This is a genomic window from Paenibacillus sp. GCM10023250 (assembly GCF_042653205.1).
Taxonomy (GTDB): Bacteria; Bacillota; Bacilli; order Paenibacillales; family Paenibacillaceae; genus Paenibacillus_Z.
The window spans coordinates 1-14,793 of the sequence record NZ_JBHSHY010000024.1 but is presented as its reverse complement, the minus strand read 5'-3'; the positions used below and the strand labels follow the sequence as shown (position 1 = coordinate 14,793).

At 68.2% G+C, this 14,793-nt stretch carries 12 protein-coding genes and 1 riboswitch; all 12 genes read left to right on the top strand.

What is annotated here, in order from left to right; all coding sequences use genetic code 11:
- Positions 1 to 69 precede the first annotated feature (69 nt).
- Complete coding sequence (locus tag ACFPB1_RS18035) at positions 70 to 2,277, top strand: heavy metal translocating P-type ATPase (RefSeq protein WP_379227501.1); 2,208 nt, start codon at positions 70 to 72, stop codon at positions 2,275 to 2,277.
- A gap of 267 nt (positions 2,278 to 2,544) precedes the next feature.
- Positions 2,545 to 2,776: riboswitch (cobalamin riboswitch) on the top strand.
- 211 nt (positions 2,777 to 2,987) lie between these two features.
- Entirely contained in the window at positions 2,988 to 4,049 is a 1,062-nt protein-coding gene (locus ACFPB1_RS18030; RefSeq protein ID WP_379227500.1) for an ABC transporter substrate-binding protein, read from the top strand.
- Between the two features lies 1 nt (position 4,050).
- Positions 4,051 to 5,091 carry a FecCD family ABC transporter permease gene (locus ACFPB1_RS18025; protein ID WP_379227499.1) on the top strand — a complete coding sequence of 347 codons (1,041 nt, stop codon included), beginning with the start codon at positions 4,051 to 4,053 and terminating at the stop codon, positions 5,089 to 5,091.
- The gene (locus ACFPB1_RS18020) at positions 5,088 to 5,915 is read left to right on the top strand and encodes an ABC transporter ATP-binding protein (protein ID WP_379227498.1); all 828 of its coding nucleotides are present in this window, start codon (positions 5,088 to 5,090) and stop codon (positions 5,913 to 5,915) included. Before ACFPB1_RS18025 ends, ACFPB1_RS18020 begins: the two co-directional genes overlap by 4 nt.
- 46 nt (positions 5,916 to 5,961) lie before the next feature.
- A complete protein-coding gene (cobT, locus tag ACFPB1_RS18015) occupies positions 5,962 to 6,999 on the top strand; it encodes a nicotinate-nucleotide--dimethylbenzimidazole phosphoribosyltransferase (protein WP_379227497.1) in 1,038 nt (345 codons plus the stop codon).
- 54 nt (positions 7,000 to 7,053) lie between these two features.
- Positions 7,054 to 7,653, top strand: a complete 600-nt coding sequence (gene cobU, locus ACFPB1_RS18010) for a bifunctional adenosylcobinamide kinase/adenosylcobinamide-phosphate guanylyltransferase (RefSeq protein ID WP_379227496.1) — start codon at positions 7,054 to 7,056, stop codon at positions 7,651 to 7,653.
- 6 nt (positions 7,654 to 7,659) lie between these two features.
- Positions 7,660 to 8,652: an adenosylcobinamide-phosphate synthase CbiB gene (cbiB, locus tag ACFPB1_RS18005; protein WP_379227495.1), complete on the top strand. Its 993-nt coding sequence runs from the start codon at positions 7,660 to 7,662 to the stop codon at positions 8,650 to 8,652.
- A complete protein-coding gene (cobS, locus tag ACFPB1_RS18000; RefSeq protein ID WP_379227494.1) occupies positions 8,622 to 9,443 on the top strand; it encodes an adenosylcobinamide-GDP ribazoletransferase in 822 nt (273 codons plus the stop codon). Before cbiB ends, cobS begins: the two co-directional genes overlap by 31 nt.
- Before the next feature lie 17 nt (positions 9,444 to 9,460).
- The gene (locus ACFPB1_RS17995) at positions 9,461 to 10,609 is read left to right on the top strand and encodes a pyridoxal phosphate-dependent aminotransferase (RefSeq protein ID WP_379227493.1); all 1,149 of its coding nucleotides are present in this window, start codon (positions 9,461 to 9,463) and stop codon (positions 10,607 to 10,609) included.
- The gene (locus ACFPB1_RS17990) at positions 10,606 to 12,270 is read left to right on the top strand and encodes a cobyric acid synthase (protein WP_379227492.1); all 1,665 of its coding nucleotides are present in this window, start codon (positions 10,606 to 10,608) and stop codon (positions 12,268 to 12,270) included. Before ACFPB1_RS17995 ends, ACFPB1_RS17990 begins: the two co-directional genes overlap by 4 nt.
- Positions 12,267 to 12,980, top strand: coding sequence for an adenosylcobinamide amidohydrolase (locus tag ACFPB1_RS17985; RefSeq protein ID WP_379227491.1), 714 nt, complete (start codon positions 12,267 to 12,269; stop codon positions 12,978 to 12,980). Before ACFPB1_RS17990 ends, ACFPB1_RS17985 begins: the two co-directional genes overlap by 4 nt.
- A gap of 263 nt (positions 12,981 to 13,243) precedes the next feature.
- Positions 13,244 to 14,793, top strand: a 1,550-nt coding sequence (gene hrpB / locus ACFPB1_RS17980; RefSeq protein WP_379227490.1) for an ATP-dependent helicase HrpB, incomplete at its 3' end; no start/stop codon positions are given.

Below are 14,793 nucleotides of genomic sequence, written 5' to 3'. Positions count from 1 at the left end.
GGACAGCTTGGGTTGTCTCGCGGCTGCCATGCAGCCGACGTTCAATCGAGAAGGCGAAGGAGGGCGGCCATGCAGCCTCCGCACGAGGACGAAGTACTGGATTTGCGCATTCACGGCATGAGCTGCGCGGCGTGCGCGACCCGGATCGAACGCGCGGTCGGCCGGATGCCGGGCATATCCGGCGTATCGGTGCACTATGCGGCTAAGTCCGCTTACATTACGTATGCCCCGGGCACGGCGACCCCCGCGGGCATTATGGAGCGAATCGGGCAGATCGGATTTCAGGCGTTTCCGCATGGACGGGAGGAAGGTGGATCGGAGATCGACGCGCTCAAGCTGCGCGTGTTCGCCGGCTGTGCGCTCACGCTGCCGCTGCTGTGGACGATGGTCCACCATTATCCCGCGCTAAGCGCCATCCCGGTGCCGGCGTTCATCGAAGAGCCGATTCTGCAGCTGCTGCTGGCATCGGTCGTTCAGTTTTTTATCGGCATGCCGTTCTACTTCGGCGCTTATTACGCGCTGCGGGAGCGGACGGCAAACATGGACGTGCTGGTGGCGATCGGCACGACGGCCGCGTACGTGTACAGCTACATCGCGATGATGACGGGCGGTGCGCTGTACTTCGAGACGTCGGCTGTCGTCATAACCGCCGTGCTCGGCGGGAAGCTGCTGGAGGCGGCCGCGGCGGAACGGGCGATGAAGGACGGGGACGGCTACGCGATCCTGCAGGCGAAGGAAGCCGTCGTCCTCCGCGGCGGCAAGCCCGAACGGATTCCGCTCGACCGGATTCGCGCCGGGGACCGGCTGCTCGTCGAGCCGAACGAACGCGTGCCGGCGGACGGGGTCGTCGCTGAAGGGGAGACGACGCTGGACGAGTCGTTCCTGACGGGCGAGAGCGGGCTGGTCAAGCGGGAAGCGGGCGACCGCGTATATGCCGGAACGACCGTCCGGGGGCAGATGCTGCGGATGCAGGTGCTGGCGGCGGGACGGGAAACGATGCTGAGCCGCATTGCGGCGATCACGCGGCAGGCGCAGGCGACGAAGTCGTCGATCGGGCGGAGAGTCGACCGGCTGGCGGCCGTGTTCGTCCCCGTCATGATGATCTTGTCGCTCGGGACGCTGGCGTTGTGGCTGCTGCTGCTCGATCCGGGCAACTGGAAGGCCGCCTCGATCCACGCGCTCGCCGTCCTGCTCGCGGCTTGTCCGTGCGCGCTCGGCCTCGCCGCGCCGATCTCGCTCGTGCTGGCGACGGGCAAGCTCGCGCGCAGAGGGATCGTGCTGAAGGAAGCGGGCGCGCTGGAACGGCTGGCGCAGCTGAACGCGATCGTGCTCGACAAGACGGGCACGTTGACGGAAGGGAAGCCGACGATAACGGGCATCAGCGCGCTGAACGGCGCCCCGTCTTCGCTGCTTCGCCTGGCGGCGGCCGCGGAGGAGCGGTCGCGGCATCCGTTCGCGGACGCGCTCCGGGAGTCGGCCCGGCGCGCGGGCTTGGTCGTGCCGGCGTCATCCGCGTACGCGGCTTACCCCGGCAAGGGGATCGAGGCGACCGTGGAGGGGCGTTCGGTCGCCGTCGGCAACGCCGGCTTCGCCGCCGGCCGGTCATGGACGATTCACCGGTCGCTGCACAGCTTCGCCGTCGAGCGGGAGGCGGGCGGCGAGACGGTCGTCTACGCGTTCGTGGACGGCGCGTGCGCCGGCGCGTTCGCGCTTGCCGACGCCGTGAAGCGCACGTCCCGGGATGCGGTGGACGATCTGCAGCGGCAGGGCATCCGCGTCCTGCTCGCGACGGGGGATCATCCCGCGGCGGCGGGCAAAGCGGCGGGGATGACGGGCATTCGCGACGTTCGGGCTTCGCTGCTCCCGGAGCAGAAGGCGGAGCTGATCCGCGAGCTGCAGGGCGACGGCTTCGTCGTAGCGATGGCCGGCGACGGCTGGAACGACGCGCCCGCCCTGGCGGCGGCGGACGTCGGCATCGCCATGGGCAGCGGCACGGAAGCGGCGCTCGACGCGGGGGACATGACGCTGCTGCGTTCCCGCCTGACGGGCATCTCCGAAGCGCTGCTGATCAGCCGGCTGACCGTGCGCAACATCCGGCAAAATCTCGGATTCGCGTTTCTATATAACGCCGTCGTCATTCCGTTCGCAGCCGTCGGCGGCATCGAACCTTGGATGGCGGGCACGGCGATGGCGCTCAGCTCTGTATCGGTCGTGGGCAACGCGCTGCGTCTGAACGGCCAGATGAGCCGCGGGCTGACTCGGCGTCATCCGGCGTAAGCGCGTTCGCCCGGCCGCCGCGGCGGCCGCCGTGGCTGTTCGCGCTCGCGACGGCGAGCACGGCCGCGGCCGCGTACAGCGCGGCAAGTCCGCGGGCGGCGCGTCGTTCTTTCCGGTTGGGCATGGGAAGACCTCCCAATGGACGGTAATGAACTCATGATGCGATGAAATCATAGTTATGCGCCACGACTCGTTCAAAAGAACCCCGTTCGGCGGCGATTCGGGTAGACAATGCTTCGCGGAGAGTGGTATAGTAGCTCAGAACAATTGCATAGGCGAGCTGCATGGTGCCGGACGATCGCGAGTCAAGCGAGGTTCGGCTTAATAGGGAAGACCGGTGAGAAGCCGGCACGGACCCGCCACTGTAAGGAGCGCCTCGGCCGAACCCCGGCCGCGGCAAGGCTTGACCGACACGTCACTGGATGCGCACCCGCATCCGGGAAGACCGGTCGTGCCCAAGCTCCGAGTCAGGAGACCTGCCTGCAGCGAAGTAACGCACCCTACGCGGACTTGGGGAGGTGTTAGAAATCGGCGCTGGCGCCGAAATGATGTTGTTTGGCCAACTTGGCGAAACAGGCCAGCTGCTGCCGTTCATGGGAACAGGAGCGTTTCTGACACATTAGTCGGAGACGCTTTTTTTGTTGCGCATGGGCGGCACCGCGGGGAAACGAATAACGGTACGCAGAATGATCCGAACGGGAGAGAGAGCAATGAACAGAGTAAAGAACCAAACGATCCGCAAGGCGGCGCTGTTGCTGCTAACGGCAGCGATGCTGCTGCTGGCGGCGGCATGCGGCGCGAACAATGCCGATAACGGGAACGGCAGCGGCAGCACGTCGAATCAAGCGGCCGCGAACGATGCGGCGAATAGCGCGAACGGGGGCGCCAACGCGTCCGGGGAACCGGCCGCGAACCAGAACGCGGCAGGAGGCGAGGCCTATGCGCCGACCGTCTATCCGCTCACGGTCAAGGACGCGACGGGCACCGAGCTGACGTTCGACGCGGCGCCGCAGCGGATCGTGACGCTCGTGCCGAGCGAGACGGAGATCGTCTACGCGCTTGGGGCAGGGGATGCCGTCGCCGCCGTCGACAACTACTCCAACTATCCGAAGGAAGCGGCGGATAAGCCGAAGATCGGCGACATGAACGCCGATATCGAGAAGATCGTCTCGCTGAAGCCCGATCTCATCTTGGCTTCGTACAGCTTGAGCCAGGCCGTCGTCGACAAGCTCCGTTCGCTGAAGCTGCCGGTGTACGCGTCGGATCCGAAGACGTATGACGCGGTCATCGACAAAATCAAGCAGATCGGCGCCGTGCTGGACAAACCGAAGGAAGCGGCGGCGGTGGCCGGCCATATGGAGCAGGTGCGCCGGCAGGTGACGGAGGTGGTCAAGGACGCGCCGAAGCCGAACGTGTACCTCGAGTTTGCCCCGGGATGGACGGTCGGCAAGGGCGAGTTTCTGGACGAGCTCATCGCGCTGGCAGGCGGCACGAACGTCGCCACGGGATCCGGCTGGTACGAGATCGACCCGGAGGCCGTCGTCAAGGCGAATCCGGACGACATCGTCTACGCGTCGATGACCGTGAAGGAAGGCGAGAAAAATCCGATTCTGGCGGCGATCGAGTCCCGTCCGGGCTGGGAGGCGGTGAATGCCGTGAAAAACAACAAGATCTTCGAAGTCGACCAGGACCCGCTGACGCGCGTCGGTCCGCGCCTCGCGGACGGCCTGCTGGACGTGGCGAAGAAGCTGCATCCGGACCTGTTCCACTAACATGCGGACGAAACTAGGCCTATACGGGGGAGCAGCGATGCTCCTCCTGCTTGCTTCGGTGGTCGTCAGCCTGTCGATCGGCTCCTCCGGCCTTCCGCTGAAGGACGTCTGGGGCATCCTCGTGCATCAGCTGCCCGGCATGCCGGATGCCGGCGGCAAGTGGGACGCGGCGGACATCGCCATCGTCACGCAGCTGCGGCTGTCGCGCGTCGTGCTCGGCATGCTTGTCGGCGCGTGCCTGGCGCTGGCCGGGGCGGGCTTTCAAGGGGTGCTGCGCAATCCGCTCGCCGATCCGTTCACGCTCGGCGTCGCGTCGGGCTGCTCGGTCGGCGCCGCCTGCATGATCGTGTTCGGCCTGCAGACGGTGCTGGGGCTCTGGACCGTGCCGCTCGTAGCGTTCGTCACGGGCATAGCGACGCTGCTCGCCGTGTTCGGCCTGGCCCGCGCGCGGGGGGCAATGAACGTCGAGACGCTGATATTGTCCGGCGTCGTCATTCAAGCGTTCCTGGGCGCGGTCGTCTCCTTCCTGGTCACGCTGTCGCAAAACGTCGTGAACGAGGCCATGTTCTGGCTCCTCGGCAGCTTGAGCGCGCGGAGCTGGGCGCACGCGAAGCTGATCGCGCCGTTCTTGCTCGTCGGGCTGCCGGTCATGATCCGGTACGCGCAGCACCTGAACCTCTTCGCGTTCGGCGAGAGGCACGCGGCGCATCTGGGCGTCAACGTCGAGCGCACGAAGCTGATCGTCCTGGTCGTCTCCACGCTGCTGACCGCGGTCGCGGTGTCGGTCGCCGGCGTCGTCGGATTCGTCGGCCTCGTCGTGCCGCATCTGATCCGCCTGCTCGTCGGGCCGGACTACCGGATCATAGTACCGCTGTCTGCGCTCGGCGGCGCCTTCTATCTCGTATGGGCGGATACGCTCGCCAGGACGGCGCTGAGCCCGAAGGAAATCTCGCTCGGCATCGTGACGGCGATCATCGGAGCGCCGTTCTTCGCCTACCTGCTCTATCGGCGCAAAGTGGTGCAAGGGGGCGGCTCGGCATGATCGAAGCTAGAGGACTCTCCATGGTACTGGGCGGCAGGCAGGTGCTGAACGGCATTGATGTTGATTTCAAGCAAGGGGCGATGTACGGCATCATCGGGCCGAACGGCGTCGGCAAATCGACGCTGCTGCGGCTGCTCGCCGGCACGGAACGGCCGACCGCGGGCGAGGTGCTGCTGGAGGGCCAGGCGGTCTCGGTCTACAAGCGCAAGGACCTCGCGAAGCGCATCGCCGTGCTGCAGCAGGGCGGACTGCCCGCGGTCGGCTTCACGGTGCGGGAAACGGTCGCGATGGGGCGGTTTCCGTATCAGAATTGGCTCGGCGAAGAAGGAGCGGACGGCGAGCGCGCCGTGGAGCGCGTGCTGCGGGAGCTCGGGCTCGCCGACCTGCGGGACCGGCGAATCGACGTCCTGAGCGGAGGCGAACGGCAACGCGTCGCCCTAGCGAAAGCGATGGCGCAGGAGCCGGAGCTGCTGCTGCTCGACGAGCCGACGACGTACTTGGATATCGGCTATCAGGTGCAGCTGCTCGATGCGGTCAAGCGGTGGCAGGCCGAGCGGCGCCTCACCGTCGTGGCCGTGCTGCACGACCTGAACCTGGCCTCGCATTATTGCGACGCGCTGCTCGTGCTGCGCGAAGGGAAAATCGAGGCGTTCGGCCCGCCGTCGGAGGTCGTCCGGCCGGAGCTGATCGCGCGGGTGTTCGGCGCGCGGACAGTCGTGTTGCCGCATCCGGAGACCGGCGTGCCGCAGCTGCTGCTGCTGCCGGAAGCCGTGCCGGCCGAGCGCCAACCGGAAAGGAAGCGAGAAAATGGTGGAGCGATATGAAGAAGATCCGGCCGCGCGTACCGTGTCGGGACAGGAACAAGCGTTGATGACCTTAATCAATGAAATTGACGAACTGGACGGCGCCGCGATGGATGCGGCGGAACGCCATTTGAACAGCTTGACGAAGCCGCCCGGCAGTCTCGGCCAGCTGGAGCGGATCGCCGTGCAGGCGGCCGGCATCACGGGCGAGCTCGCGGCGGACGTCTCGAAGCGCGCCGTCGTCGTGATGGCGGGCGACCATGGCGTCTGCGAGGAAGGCGTCAGCGCGTTCCCGGCGGAGGTGACGCCGCAGATGGTGATGAACTTTCTTGCCGGCGGCGCGGCCGTTAACGTCTTCGCCCGCGGCGCCGGCGCCGATGTGTATTGCGTCGACATGGGCGTCAACGCCGATCTGGCGCACGAGGCGCTTCTCGTTCGCAAGACGCGCAAGGGGACGGCGAATCTGGCGCGCGAAGCGGCGATGACCCGCGAGGATGCGGTCGCGGCGCTGCGAAGCGGGTACGAGCTGGCGGCGGATCTGGCGCGGGACGGCTACCGCATGCTGGCGACCGGCGACATGGGCATCGGCAATACGACGGCAAGCGCCGCGCTCTGCGCCGCGCTCGGCGGGCTGACGCCGGACGAAGCGGTCGGCCTTGGCACGGGCATCGCCGAAGATCGCCGCCGGCATAAGGTCGACGTCGTCACGAGGGCCGTCGCGCTTCATGCGCCGGACGCCGCCGATCCCATCGGCACGCTCGCGCAGATCGGCGGTCTGGAGATCGCCGGCTTGGCCGGCTTGATCCTGGGTGCCGCGGCGAATCGGTGCCTGATCGTCATCGACGGCTTCATCTCGTCCACGGCTTCGCTTGTTGCGGCGGCCATAGCGCCCCAAGCGGTGCCGTTCATGCTCGGCTCGCATCTCTCGCAGGAGCAGGGGCATGCCCGGCTCCTCGAACGGATCGGCCTGAAGCCGATGATCCATCTCGACATGCGGCTCGGCGAAGGCACCGGCGCCGTGCTGGCGTTTCACTTCGTGGACGCGGCGCTGCGCGTCATGCGGGAGATGGCGACGTTCGAGAGCGCCGGCGTATCGAATAGGTAACGTCGCCGCGAGCGGGAGAAGAACGGCGAAGGAACGGGACGAGGGGGAGAAAGTATGGCGATCTTCATTACCGGCGGAGCGCGCAGCGGCAAGAGCGGCTTCGCCGAGGCTTACGCGCGCAAGCTGTCGAAGCAAGGCCTCTATATTGCCACGGCCCAGAGCTTCGATGGCGAAATGAAGGAACGGACCAGGCAGCACCGGCAGCAGCGCGAGCGCTCCGGCTACGCCTGGCGGACGATCGAGGAGCCGCTGGCGCTCGCCGAACTGTTGGGCGGCCTCGAGCAGGAGCAGGCCGGCGGCATAGAGCGGCCGGCTGTTCTCGTGGACTGCCTGACGTTATGGCTGACGAATTGGCTGCTGCGGTTGGACCCGGGGACCGACGGGGAGCAGGAGACGAAACCGAACGAGGACCGGCTTCAAGCGGAGCTCGATAAGCTGCTCGCCGCGGTTGCCGCCTATACCGGTGCGCTGCTGCTCGTGACGAACGAGGTCGGCAGCGGGATCGTGCCCGCCTACCCGCTCGGACGGCGGTTTCGGGACGAAGCGGGCCGGTTGAACCGGAAGCTGGCCGGCATATGCGCCGAAGCCTATCTCGTCGTGGCGGGCATCCCGCTCGATCTCAAGAAGCACGCGTTTCGGCTGGAGGAGGATTGAACCGGCATGCTCTTCTATTCGATCCAGGAGACGCTGCTGCTCGCGGCCGCGGCGATCGCGATCGATTGGGCGGTGGGCGACCCCAAGTGGCTGACGCATCCGGTGATTCTGATCGGCCGCCTCATCGCGCGATTGGAACGCAAGCTGAGACCCGAGGGTCTCGCATTAAGCGAAGCGTCGCTGCGGAAGCGCGGCATGGCGCTGACGGCGGTCACGGTGCTGACGGCCGCGGCTGCGGCATCGGCGGTTTGCTTCGCGACCGCCCGGATTCATCCTTGGCTCGGTTACGCCGCGTCCGCTTGGCTGATCTCCACGACGATGGCGGTCAAAGGGCTTAAGGACGCGGCGATGCTTGTCTTCCGTCCGCTAGCCGCCGGCAGGCTGGACGAAGCGCGTATCTACGCGGGCTACATCGTGAGCCGAGACACATCGGCGATGGAGGCGAAGGACGCCGCCCGCGCGGCGGTGGAAACGGTGGCCGAGAACACGGTGGACGCGTTCCTGTCCCCGCTGTTCTTCGCGCTCCTCGGGGCGGCGCCGCTGGCCATGCTGTACCGGGCGGCCAATACGCTCGACTCCATGGTCGGCTACAACAATGAACGGTTCGCGCACTTCGGCTGGGCCTCCGCCCGGTTCGACGACGCGCTCAATTATATCCCCGCCCGTCTCTGCGGCGGGCTGATGGCCGTAGCGGCTTGGGCGACGCCGGGCTTGTCGGCGGCCGGAGCGATTCGGGCCGTACGGCGGTTCGCGCGGCTGCACCCGAGCCCGAACAGCGGCATCCCGGAATCCGCGGCCGCGGGCGCGCTCGGCATCGAGCTCGGCGGCCGGAACGTCTACTTCGGCAAGGTGAGCGAGCGCGCCCGGATGGGATGGCCGCTGCGGCCGATTGAACCGGCCGACATCGTGCGGACGGTACGGCTGCTGTATACCGTCAGTCTATTTTGTTTTGCGGGGGTGCTTGCGGCATGGCTGCTGCTACGGCTTTCGGCATCTTGAAACGGGAATTGCAAGCGGCGGGCGCGGCGTTCCAGCTGCTGACGCGCATTCCGGTACCGGTCGCGATTCCCTTCACCCCGGAGATGCTGGCGCGAAGCGTCGTCTATTATCCCGTCGTCGGGGCGGTTATCGGCGGCGCCGTCGCGGCCGCAGGCGCAGGGTTGGACGGACGCGTGCCCGCGATGCCGGCCGCCGTGCTGCTCGCCGCCTTCTGGCTGCTGCTGACCGGCGGGCTGCATCTGGACGGGCTGATGGATACGGCCGACGGCGTGCTCAGTCATCGTTCCCGCGAGCGGATGCTCGAGATTATGAAGGACAGCCGCGTCGGCGCGATGGGCGTACTGGCCGCGATCGTGCTGCTGCTCTTCAAGTTCTCGCTGCTCGACGTATGGCTGGAGCAGGGGCGCGATTGGCCGGGCGAAGCGGCGCTGCTGGCTTTGGCTTGCGGGTGGAGCCGGCTGTGGGTCGTGATCGCGATGGCCTGCTGGCCGTTCGCGCGGGCGGACGAAGGGATGGCCGTGCTGTTCCGGGGCGTCAAGAAGCGGCATGCGGCCGCGGCCGCGGCGGTGCAGGCCGTCCTGACGGGCATCGCCGCGCTGGCGCTGCCCGCGCCGGAAGGCGGCTGGCCGGCGGCAATCGCCGTATCGGCCGTGCTCGCGGCGGCTTTGGGGATCTTGCTGGCGCGACGGCTCTGCCGCAAGCTCGGCGGGCTGACCGGCGATACCTACGGCGCGATGACGGAAATTATCGAAGCGTTGCTGCTGTTTGCGCTCGTGCTGCAGCTGCATTAGGAAGGAGGCGCGGTCAAATGTTGGAACGATACGGCCATGGCGGCGATTGGGTCACCGCCCGGGAACTATACGGCGCCGTCGACGGACCGAACGCGTTCGTCGATTTCAGCGCCAACATGAATCCGTTCGGGCCGCCGGCTTGCGTAGGCGGCATCCTGCGGAGTTACGCCGACGCGGGGGAAATCGCGCGCTATCCCGATCCCGCCGTTCGCGGGCTGCGCGGCAAGCTGGCCGATCGGCACGGCGTGAGCGCGGACGGCCTGCTCGCCGGCAACGGCGCGGCCGAGCTGATCGAGCTGTTGTTCCGGGCGCTGAGGCCGAAGACGACGGTGCTCGCGGAGCCCTGCTTCGGGGAATACCGCGAGGCCGCGGAGAAGAACGGCAGCACGGTCCGGGCTATACGGCTGCGGGCTGAAGACGGCTTCCGGCTGACCGACGAAGCGGTCGAACGTATGCTGCGGCAGCTTCGGGAGACAGGGCTGGCGCCAAGCGAAACGTTATGGATACTCGGATCGCCGAATAATCCGACAGGTGAATGCGTCGCGCGGAGCGTCACGGAGAAGCTGCTGGCGAGCGGCGCGGCGGTAGCGCTGGACGAGGCATTCATGGATTTCGCCGCGAACGAACCGGAGCTCAGTCTGCTGCGCGAAGCCGTGTCCCGCGTCCGACTGGTCGTGATTCGGTCGATGACGAAGTTCTATGCGGTACCCGGCATCCGGCTCGGCTACATGGCGGCGCAGCCCGCGCTCATCCGCCGCTTGGCGGCGCTGCAGGTGCCGTGGAGCGTCAATTCGCTGGCGCAGCGTATCGGCGAAGCGGTGCTGGACGAGGCCGAGTACGCCGCGCGGACGGTCGCCTGGGCGAGGGATGAGCGCGCCTGGCTCGCAGCCCGGCTGACGGAGCTCGGGCTGACGGCGTACGGCGGCGCCGTGGTCAATTACGTGCTCGCCGCAATGCCGAGCCGGATCGGCTGGACGTCGGACCGGCTGCAGGAGGCGCTGGGGCGCCAGGGCATTCTGATCCGCGACGCGTCCCGGTTCGGCGGCCTCGACCGGCGTTTTTTTCGCATCGCGGTGCGGCTGCGGGAAGACAACGAGACGCTGCTTGCAGCGTTACGGGCGCTGCTCGCCCGGCCGATGCCGGAGAAGGAGGCGACGGAAGCATGAGCCGAGCATCGCGCGGCGCGCAGCCGCATGGCAGAACGCTGATGGTTCAAGGGACGGCTTCCGATGTCGGGAAGAGCCTGCTCGTCGCGGCGTTATGCCGGATCCTGCGCGAGGACGGGTATGCCGTCGCTCCTTTCAAATCACAAAACATGTCGCTTAATTCCTACGTCACCTGGGACGGCAAGGAAATCGGCCGCGCGCAGGGGATGCAGGCCGATGCCTGCGGCATTCTGGCGACGACCAACATGAACCCGATTCTGCTCAAGCCGAAGAAGGATATGGTGTCGCAGGTCGTCGTACACGGCAAGCCGCTCGGCGATTACGAGGCGCGGACCTACCGGGAGGAGGTGCTCGCCGAAGCGGAACCGATCGTGCGGGAGGCGCTCGACCGCCTGCGCGCGGATTACGACATCGTCGTGCTCGAAGGCGCGGGCAGTCCGGCGGAGATCAACCTGAAGGACCGCGACATCGTCAACATGCGGGCGGCGGGTTGGGCGGACGCGCCGGTCGTGCTGGCGGCGGACATCGACCGCGGCGGTGTCTTCGCGGCGATCGTCGGCACGCTGGAGCTGCTGGAGCCGGAGGAGCGCGGCCGCGTGTGCGGCTTCGTCATCAATAAGTTTAGAGGCGACGTGTCGCTGCTGCAGCCGGGCCTCGATTGGCTGGAAGCGCGGACCGGCAAGCCGGTGCTCGGCGTAGTGCCGTATCTGGCCGACGTCGGGCTGGAGGACGAGGATTCGCTGTCGCTCGATCTGGCCATGCGGGCGGAGGCCGGCGCGGCGGCATCCCCGGGCAGCGGGGCGGATACGCTGGACATCGCCGTCATTCGTCTGCCGCATCTGTCGAACTTCACCGATCTCGACCCGCTTCGCGCCGAGCCGGACGCGGCGGTTCGCTTCGTGACGCGGCCGGAGCAATGGGGCGAGCCGGACGCGGTCATCGTGCCGGGCAGCAAAAACACGGTCGACGACCTGCTCTGGCTGCGCGCGTCGGGCATGGCGGAACGGCTGGACGCGCATCGCCGGCGGGGCGGGCATGTCGTCGGGTTATGCGGCGGCTACGAAATGTTCGGCGAGACGCTGCGCGACCCGGACCTTACGGAGTCGGACCTGCCCGAGACGGCGGGCCTCGGCTGGTTCCCGTTCGACGTGCGGTTCACGGCCGATAAACGGACGGTTCGCGCGAAGGGAATGGCCGCGCTGCCCGGCTTCCCGTCGGCGTATCCCGTCGCCGGTTATGAGATTCATACCGGCATCGTCGAATGGCGAACTGATCTTGCGGCGGCAGACCGCGAGGGGCGGCCGGAACCGGCGGCGGAGGCGGTCCGGCCGTTCCGGCTTCGCGAGAGCCGGCTTGGCGACGAGCTGCTGGCGGACGGCCGCGAAGCGGAGGAAGGCTGCGCGAGCGCGGACGGGCGAACATGGGGAACGTTTTTGCATGGCGTCCTGCATAACGACGACTTTCGGCGTGCCTGGCTGAACGACATTCGCGCATCTAAGGGCTGGGCGCCGGCGGACGGCGGCGTGCGGTTTAACGAGCGGCGCGAGTCGGCTTTCGCCCGGTTGGCGTCGCATGTCCGGCGCCATGTCGACATCGCCCGGCTGAAAGCGATCGCCGGGCTGACCGCGGCCGGACCGGGATCGGAGGAGGGCGGAACATGACGCAGCCGTTTCGGACCGGAAGCTCATCGTTCGCGTCGACGATCTGTCCCGGCATTACGATTCGGATGATAGCGGAACGGCTCGTCATCAAGACCGAAGCGCCGTTCTTCGTCCTGAGCAGTGCCGTGCACGGCGGCGGCTTCGGCAGCGCCGACCGGTTCGTCAACCGGAAGGTGCCGCGCGATTACGATTGTTCGGACCCCGTGCTGGATTACGGGCGAATGCTGGCGCAGTGGGGGTACTCGCCGCACGCGACGATCGGGTTCCTGACCGCGGCAAAGCTGACGCATGCGTCCGTCGCGGAGACGGCGGGCGAGGCGTTCGGGCTGCTGTGCTGCGCGACGGCCGGCACCGGCAACGCCGCCCGGGCGGGACTCGCGCGCGAGACGTACCCGGCTTATGCGCCGGGCACGATCAATCTGTTCGTGCTCGTCGACGGCAGCATGTCCGCGGCCGCGATGGTCAATGCCGTCATTACGGCGACCGAAGCGAAGTCGGCGGCGCTGCACGATCGCGGAATTATGGACCCGCTGCACGGGCTCCCGGCGACGGGGACGACGACCGACGCCATCGTCGTCGGCGCCAGCCAGACCGACCGGCACGGGCGGACGCACCGGTACGCGGGCGCGGCGACGGCGCTCGGCGACGCGATCGCGCGCCTCGTGTACGCCACGGTCGAGGAGGCCGTCCGGACGCAGGGCGAGGCTTGATGACGATACGCTGAGGGCGGCCGTTTGCGAGGGGACAAGCTTAAAGAAGAGGATGGAATACCGGAGACGGCTGCGCGAGTTCGCAGCCGACGTTAGCGCGCAAGCCGGATGGTTTGCGCGTTTTCGCGTTTTCGCGTTTTCGCGTTTTCGCGTCGAGCGCGGCATGCATTGGCCGGCTGGGGTCGTCTGCTGTTTTTTGACGGGCTTGGCGCATCGTCTCTATAATGGAGCGTAGGAACTGACAGGACAGGGGAATCTCGGACATGAACGATCCATGGAACAATCATCGCAATTCGCCGGAGGCGCTGCCGATCGACGCGCTGCTGCCCGAGCTTCGCGCGGCGCTCGCCGAGCGGACGTCGGCCGTTCTCGTGGCGGCGCCAGGAGCGGGGAAGACGACGCGCGTGCCGCTCGCGCTGCTGGACGCGCCGTGGCTGGCCGGGCGGCGCATCCTCATGCTGGAGCCGCGGCGGCTTGCCGCCCGTTCGGCCGCGCGCTTCATGGCGGCTTCGCTCGGCGAGGCGGTCGGCGGGACGGTCGGCTACCGCGTGCGCATGGACACTAAGGTCGGTCCGGCCACGCGGATCGAGGTCATCACGGAAGGCGTGCTGACGCGGATGCTGCAGCACGATCCGTCGCTCGAGGGCGTCGGAATCGTCATCTTCGACGAATTCCACGAACGCCATCTGCACGGCGATCTGGGGCTGGCGCTTTGCCTGCAGGCACAGGCCGTGTTCCGCGACGAGCTGCGGCTGCTCGTCATGTCGGCGACGCTCGAGGCGGAGCCGGTCGCGGAGCTGCTCGGCGGCGCGCCGCTGCTCGTCAGCGAAGGCCGCGCGTATCCGGTCGAGACCTATTACGAGCCGAAGCCGGTCACGGGACGGCTCGAGGAGGCGGCCGCGCGCCGCGCGATCGAGGCGATGCGCGCTCATGACGGCGACGCGCTCGTCTTCCTGCCGGGCGCGGGCGAGATTCGCCGCGCGGAGCAGCTGCTGCGCGCGGCGCAGGCGGGCGGCGCCGGAGGGCCGTCGCTGCCGGCGGGCGTGGCCGTGCTGCCGCTTTACGGCGCGCTGCCACCGGAAGCGCAGGACCGCGCCGTCTCGGCCGCGGCGGGCGGCGAGCGCAAGATCGTGCTCGCCACGTCCATCGCCGAGTCCAGCTTGACCGTCCGCGGCGTGCGGATCGTCATCGACGGCGGCCAGAGCCGCGTGCCGCGCTTCTCGCCGCGCACCGGCATGGCGCGGCTCGAGACAGTGCCGGTCTCGGTCGCCTCCGCCGACCAGCGGCGCGGCCGCGCCGGACGCGAAGCGCCGGGCGTCTGCTACCGGCTGTGGACGGAGAGCGAGCATCGGCAGCTGAAGCCTCAAAGCGACCCGGAGCTGCTCGGCGCTGACTTGGCGCCGCTTGCGCTGGAGCTCGCCGTCTGGGGCATCGCCGATCCCGGCGAGCTGGCGTGGCTGACGCCGCCGCCGGCCGCCGCTTACGCGCAGGCGGCCGAGCTGCTGCGGGAGCTCGGCGCGCTGGACGCCGCCGGCAAACCGACGCCGCACGGCCAGGCGATGGCCGAGCTCGGCATGCATCCGCGGCTCGCGCACATGGTCCTCGCGGCGAAGCCGCTCGGGCTCGGCGCGCCCGCCTGCGAGCTGGCGGCGCTGCTCGGCGACCGCGACGTGCTGCGCGGCTCGCGCAGCGTGGACATGCGGCTGCGCCTCGACGCGCTGCGCGGCCGCGCAGCCGGCGAAGCCGCGGACCCCGCCGCGCTGCAGCGGCTGAACGCGGAGGCGCGCGAATGGATGCGCGCGGCCGGGATCGC